The sequence below is a fragment of the Desulfomarina profundi genome (assembly GCF_019703855.1).
Lineage (GTDB): Bacteria > Desulfobacterota > Desulfobulbia > Desulfobulbales > Desulfocapsaceae > Desulfomarina > Desulfomarina profundi.
The window spans coordinates 3,880,757-3,895,011 of sequence record NZ_AP024086.1 but is presented as its reverse complement, the minus strand read 5'-3'; the positions used below and the strand labels follow the sequence as shown (position 1 = coordinate 3,895,011).

Below are 14,255 nucleotides of genomic sequence, written 5' to 3'. Positions count from 1 at the left end.
GTCTTGTTAGAACCAGAATTCGGGATATCTTCGATTCTTTGGAATATTGTTGACCAGAAGAGCAACAATAAGCATTACAATTGCCCCCAGAGCTGCCGGCATCAGAACGTAGAGATAGCCAAGATTGTGGACGCTGTCACCACCGATAACAGCGATCAGGGCGGTGGCTCCCCCCGGAGGATGGAGCGTTTTTGTGAGGTGCATTACAGCAATGGACGTGGAGACAGCCACGGCAGCAGCCAACCAGGGTTGCCACCCCAGCCACTGGAAGGCTGTGACTCCAATCACAGCAGAAAGAATATGGCCGCCAAGAAGATTCCTCGGCTGGGCCAGAGGACTGCGAATAGCGCCGTAAATCAGGACAGCGGAAGCACCGAATGAACCAATGATAAATATCAGGCCGGTATGGTCGAGTATTTTATAGTTGGCAAAGGCAACAGCGGAGATTCCCAGAAAACTGCCGATCCAGGACCAGAGAACTTCAAACACACCAACTTTCGGAGGACTTTCTCCACCACCTCTCATTTTCTGAAAGTAGTTCATGATTTTTCCCTCTCCCCAAGGGTATGATAGGAATGTGCCAGGTCAGTACGGGTTACCATGCCAATCGGCCGTCCATTATTATCGACAATCGGCAACCGATTGATTTGATGTTTGGCAAAAAGAGTGGAGATGGCCCCGATGGTCATTGTTGAATCGGCAGTTATCGGTGGCTTTGTCATGATATCACCAACGGTTTTATTATGTAGTCTTCGTATCATACAGCTTTTACTGTTCAGGCAATGGGTGGCTAACTGCATAAAGGAGGGTGTAGTGCCAAATCCCATCTCTTTAAGGAAATCTTTTTCGGAAACAACCCCAACGATTTTTTCTTCGCTACCGACGACGGGACAGCCGGAAATCTTTTTTTCCGCCAACAGGTCTGATGCCTCGACAAGAGCCATTTCCTGATCAACAAAAATCACTGTCCTGGTCATGATTTTATCAGCAGTTATGCTGTCCAGAAGCCGTTTTATTGCCAGAGCATAGGCCGACTGATACACTTCCTTGAAATCACCCGGAGTTATATCGATATAGCCGGAGATAGATTTCATTGCCTCGACCACATCCTTCTCAGAAATATCCACTGATCTAAATTCCCCACCAGGTATTTCTTTCATGTTTTTCTCCTCCTTTTATGATGCCTGAATACATGGTACCATACACTTACAGGTAGCATAAACTTTTGTACCATGTAATTGACTTATGTCATATAACTGTAAATTATCTCGGTCTCTTTAATTCTATACGGTTATTGTCTTATATCAATGGCTGCAACACAACAAAGAGGGAAACACCCCATGCCCATACCCGGAAATCTCTTGACCACTGCAATGGCCGTAATGCCGCAGACAGATGTACAGCAGGCCCTTGATCTCGCCCTCTCTCTTGATGTTCCCTTCTGGCCGCAACTGCCAAATTTCAGCTATTACGAAGATATGTATGTGCAGGCAGCCGAGCATTTTCCGGGCATTGTCCTGGACATGGAAAAAAAGACGCTGGGTTTTTCAATGACCAAATTCATTGATGAGTTTGAAGAGGCCATGGGCAGGTTTGATGACCCGACGTATTTTGATATCAGCGAACAATATTCTGTCGTCTATCATGACTTTTTAGCAAGAGATCTTGCCGATCGACCGGCTATCCGCGGTCAGCTGGAAGGTCCCATCAGCTTTGGATTCAATGTTCTTGATCAGGACGATCGACCTATCCTTTTTGATGATACAATCAGGCCCTTTTTAATGGAATTCATGGCCAGGAGAATTAATATACAGCTCACCAGATTGAAAGAGCGCAATCCCAACGCTTTTATGTTCATTGATGAACCCGGACTGCAGTTTATTTTTTCAGCAATGTCCGGTTACGGGGAACGAAAAGCCAAAACGGACTTGGATAATTTTTTCGCAATGGTTGACGCTCCACGTGGTATTCATTTGTGTGGCAATCCGGACTGGGATTTTCTCCTCAACCTGGACATGGATATTCTCTCGCTGGATATTTATACCAACGCAGAAATATTTGCAGCTTGTGCTGGTTCAATTAAGAAATTTCTCGATCGGGGCGGCATACTGGTCTGGGGTATCGTCCCAACCGGTTATGAAATTTTTGCCAAGGAAAGCCTTGGGTTTCTCATCATGAAGCTGAAAGGAATATGGGAGCACTTAGGCAAAAAAGGCATTGATATTGAGCAGATAATCGCCCAAAGCATGTTGTCACCTGCAACATGCTGCCTGGTCAACCCAGACAAAGGGCAAACTGTCAAAAATGCCTTTTCAATGACCAACCAACTGTCACATATGCTTCGGGAAACATATAAAATTCTTTAAAAATTAAAAAAAAACTGTTGGTGTGTTATGATTGGGCTCACTCTTCTCCTGCCCTCCCTGGAGAAATCATAAAAGAAGACTTCCTGAAGGCTGAACGTGTCAATGGGACCAAGCCTGCCCGACAACTTGGGATATCCCGCGTCCCCCTGTCCAGGTTATTAAATGACAAAACCAGTATTTCTGTAGATATAGCCCTTCGTCTTTCCCAATGCCTTGATACGAATCCGGTAGTTTGGCTGCGCATACAGGATGCCTGCGATCTATGGCAGGCAGCTGCTGATGGCAGATCTTACTCCTATTTCGTCACAAAACCTTCAAATAATTCAAAAGCTTTTTTCCTTGAAGCTGCCAACCAGCCTATCATCCCATTAAATCATCAATGAACTCAGAAGCAGGATCAACACCTGTTACCAGCAAACGATCTCTGGCACGGGTACAGGCAACATACAGCAAATGTCGCTCCGTATTATAAACCTCTTCAAGATCCGCATCATCAGCAACAGTTTCTATGCGCTCCTGCGAGGGAAGGACTTCATCGTCACAGGCCATGACAACAACAACTCGGAATTCAAGGCCCTTGGCCAGATGCATTGTACTGATAGAGATATCGTCGCCCCTGATATCAAGTTTTTCATCAAGTATTTTGCAGGGCAAGTCTGCCGCTTCAACCGCTGCACTTGCTCTCTCCAATTCTCTTTCCGAACGGACAAAAATCCCGATTTCACCGGGGAGAATGCCATCGCTTTTCAAATCCCGCAACCAGTCGGCGACTGTCTTTATTTCATCTTTTTCAGTATCGAGTATTCTCAAAATCGGGTTTGGTCCATTAAATACGGAAACGGTTCCACCCCTTCTTTCCAAATTTCCATCCACATCTGATAATTCAGGCGCCAACAAGCGGTCAGCCTGCATTCTGATCTGGTGAGATGTCCGATAGTTGACTCGTAATGTTCTGGAACGACCACGAATATCTACCCCCAATGCTTTCCAGGAAAAAGGCTGCTGAAAGATTCGCTGGCCAAGATCTCCGGCAAAAAAAAGAGCATTGAGGCGATCACTACCCAATGCCGCCATAAAAAGCAACTGAGCCACACTGATATCCTGGGCCTCATCAACCACCACAAAATCAAATGGAGGGTTGTTATTCCCCTTAAGTTTCTTGGCCACACGGTTGAACATCCCGGCATATGTTATCCAGCCGTGCTTCTTCAATTCAGAACGAACATGTGAAAAAATTTCCCAAAGGACACACCGCTGCTTTTCCGGCAGCCTGGTTTTTCGGCCCAACCGTTTAACATCACGATAATCCTCCCAGCTTCCAAGTTGCCAGGCATCCACAACATCCCGCCATTCACTCAATAAGAATTGATTACTGAATTTATGCCCGGTCACCGTACTTCCAGCCTGCTCAATTAGCTCCTGCATCATTTCTTCCGATACCAGGTTGACAGGCCCACAGTGCATCCCGTAAAGCCGCTTGCCGATAGTGGCTATGTCCCGGACATCTATCCTTTCAGCCAGCTTGGGTTCATGGCTGATGAGACGGCGCAGTTTTGTCTCCAAGGCATTGGCCAATGGGTTTGAAAATGTGGTGAGCAACACCCTGGCATCCGGATGATTACGAGCCAGAAAAACGGCTCTGTGCAGGGCAACAATTGTTTTGCCGGTACCAGCAGAACCGGAAACTCGAGCCGGCCCGTTATACTCCTTTTCAACAATCTGTCGCTGATCAGGATGAAGGAAGACCGTCCATTTCTCCCATGGGTATTCAAGGGCACGTTCCAGTTCATCGACGTTGCTCATCACCCGGAAACGCCGCCTGGCATCCGGGTGATTGAAGGGATCAACATGACTGGTGGCCAGTTCCGGAATAGCCGGTGTCTCCCCCACTGCAAGTTCCAATAGTGCCTCAGCCGCTTCAGCCGGCAAATGCTCCACCAGGTTAAGAAGAGAGTCCTCAGTTGCCAGCCGAACATCATTCAGCCATTCCTCCGGCACACCATAGCTCAATAATTCTTCATCAGAGACATTGCTGAAAAGTGGCGGCGAGACAGGTGCAGTCTGTTCTTCTTCCACAAATTTCGGAACTATAATTTCTTTAACCAATTCCCTGACTTCAACCAGTTGAGCAGCACCAGTTTTAGGATGGGTTTCCAGCTTACGACGCTCAGCCCAAGAGTAGGCTTTATCATGGTGCCCCACGTAACAGAGCATCAGGCTGGAATAGGTTTTGTGGACAATGAGACGAATATCAGCATTAACCCGTACTGACCAGAAGTTGGGGTCTTTGACCCTATCCAGTCTATGAAATTTCAGGCCGGGATTGGCCGGATTCATCTGTAAATCAAAGGCCGTGGTTTTCACCGCTTTCTGCTCCCGTCCTGTCAGTTTTGCCAGGCTGTCGGTAAATGTGTCGGCTATACGAAATTCCATGTGTTTTTCCCTCTGTTCAGCTAAATGAGACATGCCACACTGAGCAGGCCTGTTTTGCCATCCAGCTTTGCCGTGAACGGATAGTGGCGGGTGTCCATTCATCAAAATGTTTGCTGATTCCCTGGGTGATAAGAAATTCGCTTAGCGAATAAATTGTCCTTTTTTCCTGATAAGATTGATTTCCCAGATTCCGATTCTCTCCAGTGGCAAGCAGGGTCATGTTGCCAAGAAGATAAACGCAGCGGGAATGGAGTTGGTCATCAAATGTCTCCCAGCCATTCTCTGGATGTTCCGGCAAAATGTGTTCAAGGCTATACGTTGCACTTTCAAAGTCAAAGGTGCTGCCAGAACAATGACGCTCAATGGCAAAAAGAATATAGCGGACAACTTTTTTGTTTCGACTGTTGGTCGTTCGCAATTCCTTTTCACTAAAAGCTGTTCGAAAAATCCGGTCTTCAGGATATACCGGCTGTAAAGCCGGAATAATGTTCCCTGCCGAATCAAAGGTTCCGGAAAATATCTTCTGCGCAATGGCATTGTATATCTTTTCCTGTTCATTGCTTGGATGATTACAGATGACATTATAGCGGAAGGATATAACAGCTATTGTTCTGAGAATTTTTGTAAACCCTTCACGGTTCTCTTCCCCCAGGCGATTATAGGCGGCAAGCAACAAAGCAAGAGGTTGTCTGACATTAAACATTTGTAACTGCCTGAGATAATCACGCTCTTTTCTGCTCCAGGAGCTTTCCTGAGGATTTCGAAGTGCCGCATAAATTCGGGCATGGGTATCCAGTTCCCGAATCAATGAAAAGGCATCACCTTTTTTAACAATAGCCCTGCGGATAGTTTTAAACAGGTGTGATTTGCGTACCAGTTTATGCCTACTATTCCAGAATATTCTTAAGAACTCCGGAAAACTTTCACTGCCCAGCAGCCCGACAATACCTTCCCAGCGTTCTTCAAGATTTTGCAATTCTGTTGTATGGGCCCCTTCCTTGCTCACAACGGAAAAAAGATAATTTTTCAGAAGGTCGGTGGCAGAAAGGCGAACTCCCCTGGCGTTTAATGTTTCAAAGACGGTAAAGGCATTCAATTCATCCGTGACAGTGATGACTGTAAAAAAAATCAGATCAACAATGGAGTCAATAAATCTGACTATTTCTTCACCTTTTGTCCCTATATCCGCTTTGAGACGATCACGGAACCAGTTGAAAGCTTTGCGCAAAAGATGTTCTGACCTGTTCAATCCACGTTGCGGTAACCGTTCAAGGGGAACGAGATAGTTTTGATAAAAACGGTCGTTATGCCGGTTGAGACTGAGCTTTGCCTGGGGAATCAGAGTGACCGGATCCAGATAACCGATATAACTGGAACGTAATTGTTCTGCCCGTTTTTGATCATCCAGATTTGTCTCATCAGCCTGTGCCAATTCCTGCAAAAGAGCAATTGCGGCAAGGACCAATATGCTGAGAGTGGTGATACGCTGTTGGCCGTCAATAATATTAAACCGTTTACTGTCCGAAGACTGCAAAACCAGGTATCCCATATAATGGGAGGATTCCGCATCACCAGTTCCAAGAGAAGTGATATCCTGCCAGAGATCATCCCATTCATCGTTTGACCATGAATAATCACGTTGAAAAGGGGGCACCCTGTATAAAAGGCCATTTCCCATGAGCTGACGAAAAGTATTGTTCGTGGTATTAAAATTCATTCCAGGCATGGTTTTTTCTCCTGTTAAACAGAATACACTTTCATCACCTCATCCCCGAGGTGGTTGATGACCTTGACGGCGATGCGGCTTGATTCCGGTCTGTCAAAGGGACGGGAGATGTCGCTGTGCAGGGTGTCCCAGGCCTCTTTGTCAATTTCCGCCTTGAGGGTTGTTTTCAATGCCTTGTATGGGTCATTGGCGCCAAGAAAATAGGCGTGGCGGACGAAAAAGGATTCCTCATTATAGTCGGTATCAATAAACCAGCAGGCAATACCGTCGGCAGAATCACTGCGGACTTCGCCGGTGTTGGGGTGAAAAACATCCACTCCGTTGATCCTGACCTGGATTTTATTGTCTTCAATTTCCTGAATATCAATATCCGGCTCACCGAAGATGACAAAGAGGTTGCCCTTGCCTGTGTTTTTCAGGTCATCGGCCATGTGCAGGTCGGCATTCATCCGGGCTTTCAGAACCGGGATGCGCCCCAGTTTGTTGAACTCCGAGGAATGGGCGTCGTAGTTGAAGGCGCAGGCGATGAGGGCGTCAAAACCCGCGTCCCCTGCTTCCCGGGCCGCGGCCACCAGGTCGGGACGGGAGACGGTGCCGAATTCCGGGCCGATGAAGATGGCGGCCCGCTTTTCCGGGCCTGATTCTTCTTCACCCTCAAGATAACGGCCTTCGGCACAGATATAATCGCCGGGCCAGGGGGTAATGGAGCTGAAATTTATTTTATCTTCCTTATGGGCCTGCTGTACACCGGCGGTTTTGAGGTTATCCAGGATCATCCGGACAAAACCCTGCTGATCGGTGTCTTGTTGATCGGATTTGAGAGGATCTATCAGTTCATCATTTTCGTCCACCCCAAGTACCCGATGGGGGGACAGGGATTCCACAGTAAACGGGCCTGCCACCCTGACCTTTTTCCTGTCTTCGTAGGGCTTGTCATAGAGGTATTCAAAGTCGGCTTTGGCGGCAATGGAGGCGTCGATCTCCTGCTGCCGTTTAATGCGCAAATGCCAGAATTTTTTATGGAGTTGTTTCGCTTTGCTTGACCACTCTTCTTCAGCCTCTCGGGGGATTTCCCATTCCTGCCAGTCCTGATCCAGTTCCTTGTTGAGTTGTTTTCGCAGGGGTTCCAGAGTTTCCTGAAAATTATCCCAGATCACGTCGATCTCGGCGTTATTGGCAATGGCCTTCAGGGTGATGTGCGGTACCCGCTGGTAGACAAAGCCCTGTCGAATATTGCCGAAGGTGGGGGATTCGGACGGGATGGTACGGGTTATTTCCGCCTCTTTCTTCTGCCCTTCCGGGCTGTCGGCCAGCAAATAATAGGGATAGCGGGCGCCCATGATCCTGGCCCGTGCCAGGGCTAGGGCAACCCGCGAAGTATCAATGGTGATCCAGCGGCGCCCCCATTGTTCAGCAACATAGGCGGTGGTGCCGGAACCGCAGGTGGGGTCGAGAATGAGGTCGCCGGGGTCGGTGGACATGAGGATGCAACGCTTAACTACTTCCGTTGCCGTTTCTACAACATAGTTAGGGTGTGCCGGACCTTTTAATTGAACCCATAAATTATTACGTGGAACAATAGCTGAGTCTGTCCAGTACTCTCTGGCATATAACCTAGTTCCTGTTCCACGTAGACGATTAGCAATTGCAAGTCGTTGCATTCCTTCTGGCCATTTTTGTGACCAATGTCTACCTGGTGGTGGATTATAGGTAACACCACAATAATCAAAAGGCTGAGGCTTTTTCGGGGGATCTTGACTAACAACAGGGTAATCTTCTCGAAATAGACGCCAACCTTTATCTAAAAGAGAGCTAATTTCTCCTGTGTTTTTGTTGTTTGATTTATCAATTATTAAGTCTTGTGATTCAATCCGAGTATACTTTCCTACATGACCCTCAAATGGTGTTGGAATATAAAGCGGTCGATATTTTAATAATTGTTTGGATTTTGCAACCCACAATATATAGTCGTTGACCGGTGCTAATGAAAGTGCTTCCTGGTACGCTTTTTTCTGGAATGGGATAGAAATTACAAAATTATCCTCTCCGAAAATCTCGTCTAATATACTTCTCACTTTCGCAAGATTCTCATCACCAATCTGAACAAAAATCGATCCACTATCCGTCAATAAATCCCGAGCCACAGTCAACCGATCCCGGAGATAGGTCAAATATGAATGAATTCCATCTCGCCAGGTATCTCGAAATGCCTTAACCTGCTCCGGCTCACGGGTGATATGCTTTTTATTGCCGTCCTTGACATCCCGACTGGTAGTTGACCACTGAAAATTAGAGTTAAATTTAATCCCATAGGGCGGATCAAGATAGATACACTGCACCTTGCCCCGCAATCCTTCCCGTTCAGCCAGCGAGGCCATGACCTGTAACGAATCACCCAAAATCATCCGATTCGTCCAGTTGGCATCATGCTGATAAAATTCTGTCTTAGCGGCCTCATCCGGGATACCATTGAAGTCGCCAAAAAGATCCAGCTGCCGAGGCTGACCTTCCCCTTCCCGGTTTTCCGTCTGACTGCGCAGATCATCAATCAAAATCTTGGGATGCACCTTCTCTTGAATATAGAGAGGCGGGGCCTGCACCACCAGATCAGACCAGTCCTGCTCATCCTTGCCCCGCCAGACAAGCTGCGGATCAAGATCACGATTACGCCGCTCATAGGCTACCCGGATTGGATTTTTTTCCTCATCCCGCAGCACGGACTGGTATTCGGCAGTGGGGATATTCTTCCGCTTGTCCTCTCTATGGGTCAGGGCATCGATCTGTTTTTTTATCTTTGGTTTCCGTTTTGCCATATTTATGGTTCCTGATTTGATCGTGCTGTCACACAACAGTCAAACAAATTAAATATTTATTTTTTATGTATTTTCATCATGTTATTTGAAGTATGTATTATTTGAGCACCATTATAATCAAACAACAGTCAAACAAATTCCGCAGTGCTGTTCAAGCCCACCAAGGCAGGTATTTCTTTGCCTTGCTGCCCACAGTATCATCGTAACAACGAATACGTTCTGCCAGCAGGGCATCTTTTATGATCCGTGAGGCCATGGCGCTGTTTTTACTTTCAATGCCGAATCGTTCACGCAGGGTCGCATTGGTCAAAAAATCCCGCTGCACATACCTGAGGCAGGCATGAAGATAGCAGGCTCTTACCCTGTCCGCCTTATCCATTTCTTTCAGTTCTCTATGGGAAAATAACACCGTGCGGGTGTGCTCAGCCGTTGTTTCAAATATCGGCGCCGGGAGCTGATAGAATTCTGTCTCAAAAACAACCTTGTCAATACCACTGCCGCGCTCTTCACAAACACCGATGCGGCGCATAAGTGAGGCCATGGCTTCATTACGTGATTTGGGCGGGCTGTCTAAAAAACGTTCTGTGGTAACAAGGGGAAGACCGGGGTTGGTAATTTCCATACGGCTGCTGAATATTTCCACCATTGGCCCGGTACCGGTAATATGAAAGTCCTGATGGATGACAGCGTTGGCGACCAGCTCTCGAATGGCGAGTTCCGGGAACATGGGGACTTCCCGGCGCAGAGCCTGGCCAATGACCTCGTTGACAGGTAAAAGGGCAAGAATAAACTCGATTAAGCCTTCAAAACCTGCGGCATATCCTCTGCTTCCTTCCTGTTCCCGCAGAGTTTCCACCCGGTTCTCTCCTTTATAGACAATGACCCGCACGGCCTTACGTTTCAGACCGAAAAAATCAGCGAGTTTTTTGGCAAAGAGGATTGCACCAAGGTTGAAGATATTCCATTGAGCGGAATTGGTGCACGGCTCTATAAGGTCATCGGCTTGCAGTGCTGCCAGAATACCGTCCCGTGATTCCGGCAGAGGCAGCTGGAACAGATCAAAATAGGCTGGATAATCAAGCAGACGCAGAACATTTTCTGCAGTGACATTTTCTGCTGCAATTTCACGTTCAAAAGGGGTCTGGTCAAAGACACGCCATAATTCCCTTTCTTTTTCAGGATGATCTTTCAGTTTCTTTTTATATGAACCAATCCGAATAAATTCCGTGGATTGAAATCGAACTGGATGCCGAAAGGCAGAGCCTATTTCAAGGAGAACAACAGGCAAGTCATCTATGGTTACTTCATAAAACCTGAAATTTATTTTCGGAGAAAGCAGACGAAGGAGCCAGTTTTCCAGTTCTTCATTGCTAATTTTGCAGTTTCCGGGTTTAAAACTGGTGCCAAGCAAATCGTGACTGATATTATCGACACCCCAGACCACATAGGCGTTGACTTTACCCAACAGTGCTGCTGAATTGGCAAGAGCGGAAATATATTCGCCTATTTCTTCCGGGTTATCATTGTTATGTTTAAATTCAACCCACTCGGTTTCATGTGGCAGATTACACAGTTCCCGGATGATACTGCGCAGGTATTCTTCCGGTCGGTCAACGATCATGAAGACATCCTTTTCATTTGTATAGCCATATTTATGGTTTCCGCTCTGATATTTTTTCTATCATTTTATTAAACTCAGTCTCGACCTTTGCCTCAAAATCCACCTCGATCTGATACACTTCCGTAAACTCGGCAAAACTCCATCTGCCATATTTTTTCAGGTTATTAACTCCCGGTATCCAGTAGGTCTCCATGGTCATTTTTTTGTCCTTGGCATCTTCCCGGCGATAGCCTTTGATCTCCACAATCAGCTGCAGCGGGTCTTTATGGCCGTCATCCACATGGACGATAAAGTCCGGAATATATGTACGGGTCTCGGAACCGTACCGATAGGGGACTTCCAAGCCGAGATTATGGTTTTTGACGTAAGTAATCACCTTGGGATGGGCCTCGGCAACCCGGCAGAATTCCGCCTCCCAGTCGCTGTCCAGAATGATCCAGTTGATATGGCATTTCTCGGAACTGGTCTCCCAGCGATCCTTTTTTGAAGTATTGAAATTCACATGGCTGGTGCTTCCTGTGGGGTTATACGGGTCAAGCACAGCCTTGACCGGGTTATCTCCAATCTGAGACAGGGTAATGGCTGCGGTGATTCGTTCACAGGCCATATCCGCCAGTTCCTGATACATCAGCTGGGCCGGATACGTTGCTCCCTTGCAGATGAGACAGGTATCAAGCCATTGTCTGGTTATGCGTTTGAGTTGACCAAAGAGGTGCATCTTCGGTTCTTCACCAGGATCTCGCCACTTGGTGTACAAAAGGCGTTTGGTCACCTGAAAAATGAGACTGGAGCGTCGCATATCTTCCAGGTGTTTCAGGCTGAGCTCCACACCTTCGCCGATAATACCCTGATTCCTGGTAATGGATGGACCTACCAGATCCGGGGTCAGCTCTAAAATTGAATCGTCGGTAAATTTTGCGCTCAGACGTTCTTCAGACAGCTCAACCCTATATCCCTGAACCCTGGGAAAGCGGATTTCCAGATGATCACGCTGGGGTTTTACTGCTTTGACTTGAATGGTTTCCCTGGGCGGTTGGGGCGGCGCCACCACTGGTTTTGCGGTAAAATCAAAAGGGATGCCCAATACATCGGCATATTCCACGTTAAACAACCCTTGCTCATTCAAATCATAGGACTGCCGGCGCAGAGCGCGACCAATGACCTGTTCACAGAGAAGCTGGGTGCCAAAAGCCCGCACTCCAAGGACATGGGTGACAGTGTTGGCGTCCCAGCCTTCGGTCAGCATGGAGACGGAGACCACACAGCGGATGGAACCACCCAGGCTGTCCGGCTTGCCAACTGTATTCATGACTTCCCGCAGCAGGTCCTGGTCTGTTATGTTTTCTGCCTGCTTATGATCTCCACGTTGACGCATCTCATAACGAAAGCGTTCAATTTCAGCAGCAGCCATGGCCCTGAAATTTTTATCCAGGGCGTCACCGGATTCAAGCTGTTCGCTGTCAATGAGCAGAGTGCGGGGTCGGGCCAGCTGGTTGCCATGCTCATCATAGTTACGGAATAATTCCATTCGGCCCGGAACAAACGAGCTGCTGCCGTCTTCATTCAACCGATGAAAACCGGCAATATAATCATAGGCAAGTTTTGAGGTGGACGTGTTGTTACAGACCACAATAAAACAGGGCGGGACTTTCACTCCGGCAGTCTGCCATAAGGCAAACGTCTCCTTGTAATGTCCATAAAGAGCTTCAAGAGCTGTCTGCAGGCGAACAGGCAGGCTTAACGGATCAAGATCCTTGGCCTTGCCGCGCCCCTTTTTGGGCATATCTTTTTTGATATGTTCCCACAGGTTGCGGAACATGGGCATTTCATCACCGGGCAGGTTTTGCGCCACAGGCACCCTGGGTAACTTGACAATGCCGCATTCAATGGCATCCATGAGGGCAAAGTCACTCATGGCCCAAGGGAAAAGCGTTCCTTCCGCATAACCTGAGCCGCTGAGAAAAAACGGAGTGGCCGACAGGTCAATGACCCGGTGAATGCCAATTTTCCGGCCCACTATCTCAAGGCCTGTAATCCACAGCCTGGCCGCTTCGTTGTTCTTTTGTGCCTCTTTCCTGTCATCCCCTTTCAAGACAGCAACATCATCTTCGTCAGGCTTTTCCCGGTAACAGTGATGGGCCTCATCATTGATGACCATGATGTTTTTCATACCCATCAGGTCGGGCATAACCCTCTGCAGCATCTGACCTTCAGTTTCCTGAGTATTGAGTTCCTCTCCGCGCCCCTGCAGCAAAGAACGATTACCTTTAGCCAGTTTGACCCGTTCTCGCAGTTTGAACGCGTGATAATTGGTGACCACAATCTTGGCTCTTTCCAGATCAGCCAGCATATCTCCGGGAACCAGTTCCCTGCTGGCGTAGTAACTGCCTGGATCATTGGGCTGGAGGACACGAAGACGATCACGAATAGTGAGCCCGGGAGCCACCACAAGAAAACCACGGGTGAATTTTTTGGCTCTCCGCCTGCGTACGGCATTGATAGTCTGCCAGGCAATAAGCATTGCCATGACCGTGGTTTTTCCGGCACCGGTGGCCAGCTTTAATGCCAGCCGCATTAATTCCGGATTGGCATCGTTATTGGCGCTCTCCAGATGATCAAGGAAGAACTTTCCCCTCTTGCCAAGTTGAGGGGCTACTTCGATGAGCCATATTGCAACTTCTATGGCTTCTACCTGGCAAAAAAACGGACGAATACCACTGAATTTGTGATGCCGCCAATGTTTCAAAAGACGTACCGTCTCCGGAGTTACTTTCCAGTCATTTGAATTTGGAAGAGCGCGCCATGCATCAACTTCCTGACGAAGTTTGTTGATGATGGACGTGGGATCATATTGCTGCCCATCACTGGTAAGAGTATGATCTGCAAAAAGTTTTTGCTGTGTCCCTTTGCCTTTCCGCTTTTTAGGTTTGGGAATGGGGGTTATAAATTCGGCTTTACGTCGCTGGTTGATAATTTGCTGGGTTGGTTGTCCCTGTTCATCCAGCTCCCAATGCCTGGAGGGATAATCGTAAGGCGAGTTGAGAATGGGGTGTTCGAAGAATAGATTGCTCATAACTTCCTTTCCAATCCGGATAATCCAGCTGTAACCCGAGTCAGCATAGTGGTAGTGGGAAAAAACAACATAAAATCAATGAAACATATACCATAAAAAAGCATAAAGCGGCTTCCATGTTTTATCGATTTTGAAAAAATGTTGCCAGGCATATTACCGAACTGGAAGCTTAATTAAACTCCCAGAGGATTGTATCTGACAGAATAAAATGCTAGAAGCCTTC

9 protein-coding genes are annotated in these 14,255 nt (G+C 47.5%); 2 read left to right on the top strand and 7 right to left on the bottom strand.

All coding sequences use genetic code 11. The features are described 5' to 3' along the window. Positions 1-6: 6 nt before the first annotated feature. A complete protein-coding gene (locus LO777_RS17965; protein ID WP_228855204.1) occupies positions 7-543 on the bottom strand; it encodes an HPP family protein in 537 nt (178 codons plus the stop codon). After that, the gene (locus LO777_RS17960) at positions 540-1,160 is read right to left on the bottom strand and encodes a CBS domain-containing protein (RefSeq protein ID WP_228855203.1); all 621 of its coding nucleotides are present in this window, start codon (positions 1,158-1,160) and stop codon (positions 540-542) included. The genes LO777_RS17965 and LO777_RS17960 overlap by 4 nt, the downstream gene beginning before the upstream one ends. Before the next feature lie 180 nt (positions 1,161-1,340). Here LO777_RS17960 and LO777_RS17955 point away from each other — a divergent pair, with 180 nt between their 5' ends. Both LO777_RS17955 and LO777_RS21295 read left to right on the top strand, forming a co-directional pair. Then, on the top strand, positions 1,341-2,366 hold the full coding sequence (locus tag LO777_RS17955; RefSeq protein ID WP_228855202.1) for a uroporphyrinogen decarboxylase/cobalamine-independent methonine synthase family protein: 1,026 nt from the start codon (positions 1,341-1,343) through the stop codon (positions 2,364-2,366). Between the two features lie 20 nt (positions 2,367-2,386). Further along, positions 2,387-2,749 (top strand): HigA family addiction module antitoxin, encoded by a 363-nt coding sequence (locus LO777_RS21295; protein ID WP_407929167.1) that lies wholly within the window; start codon positions 2,387-2,389, stop codon positions 2,747-2,749. Here LO777_RS21295 and LO777_RS17950 read toward each other — a convergent pair. The 5 genes from LO777_RS17950 to LO777_RS17930 all read right to left on the bottom strand — a co-directional run bounded on the left by LO777_RS17950 (position 2,727) and on the right by LO777_RS17930 (position 14,032). Further along, entirely contained in the window at positions 2,727-4,799 is a 2,073-nt protein-coding gene (locus tag LO777_RS17950) for a 3'-5' exonuclease (protein WP_228855201.1), read from the bottom strand. The two genes, LO777_RS21295 and LO777_RS17950, sit on opposite strands and share 23 nt — an antisense overlap. Positions 4,800-4,815: 16 nt before the next feature. Then, the gene (locus LO777_RS17945) at positions 4,816-6,525 is read right to left on the bottom strand and encodes a DUF262 domain-containing protein (RefSeq protein WP_228855200.1); all 1,710 of its coding nucleotides are present in this window, start codon (positions 6,523-6,525) and stop codon (positions 4,816-4,818) included. 14 nt (positions 6,526-6,539) lie between these two features. Further along, on the bottom strand, positions 6,540-9,338 hold the full coding sequence (locus LO777_RS17940; protein WP_228855199.1) for a site-specific DNA-methyltransferase: 2,799 nt from the start codon (positions 9,336-9,338) through the stop codon (positions 6,540-6,542). Between the two features lie 151 nt (positions 9,339-9,489). Next, positions 9,490-10,959, bottom strand: a complete 1,470-nt coding sequence (locus tag LO777_RS17935; protein ID WP_228855198.1) for an ATP-binding protein — start codon at positions 10,957-10,959, stop codon at positions 9,490-9,492. A gap of 31 nt (positions 10,960-10,990) precedes the next feature. Next, positions 10,991-14,032 carry a BPTD_3080 family restriction endonuclease gene (locus tag LO777_RS17930; RefSeq protein ID WP_228855197.1) on the bottom strand — a complete coding sequence of 1,014 codons (3,042 nt, stop codon included), beginning with the start codon at positions 14,030-14,032 and terminating at the stop codon, positions 10,991-10,993. Positions 14,033-14,255 lie beyond the last annotated feature (223 nt).

What these genes read in the sequence shown, in the direction of transcription:
- LO777_RS17965 (WP_228855204.1), bottom strand. Translation starts at nt 543, where the DNA reads ATGAACTACTTTCAGAAAATGAGAGGTGGTGGAGAAAGTCCTCCGAAA.
- LO777_RS17960 (WP_228855203.1), bottom strand. Translation starts at nt 1,160, where the DNA reads ATGAAAGAAATACCTGGTGGGGAATTTAGATCAGTGGATATTTCTGAG.
- LO777_RS17955 (WP_228855202.1), top strand. Translation starts at nt 1,341, where the DNA reads ATGCCCATACCCGGAAATCTCTTGACCACTGCAATGGCCGTAATGCCG.
- LO777_RS17950 (WP_228855201.1), bottom strand. Translation starts at nt 4,799, where the DNA reads ATGGAATTTCGTATAGCCGACACATTTACCGACAGCCTGGCAAAACTG.
- LO777_RS17945 (WP_228855200.1), bottom strand. Translation starts at nt 6,525, where the DNA reads ATGCCTGGAATGAATTTTAATACCACGAACAATACTTTTCGTCAGCTC.
- LO777_RS17940 (WP_228855199.1), bottom strand. Translation starts at nt 9,338, where the DNA reads ATGGCAAAACGGAAACCAAAGATAAAAAAACAGATCGATGCCCTGACC.
- LO777_RS17935 (WP_228855198.1), bottom strand. Translation starts at nt 10,959, where the DNA reads ATGATCGTTGACCGACCGGAAGAATACCTGCGCAGTATCATCCGGGAA.
- LO777_RS17930 (WP_228855197.1), bottom strand. Translation starts at nt 14,032, where the DNA reads ATGAGCAATCTATTCTTCGAACACCCCATTCTCAACTCGCCTTACGAT.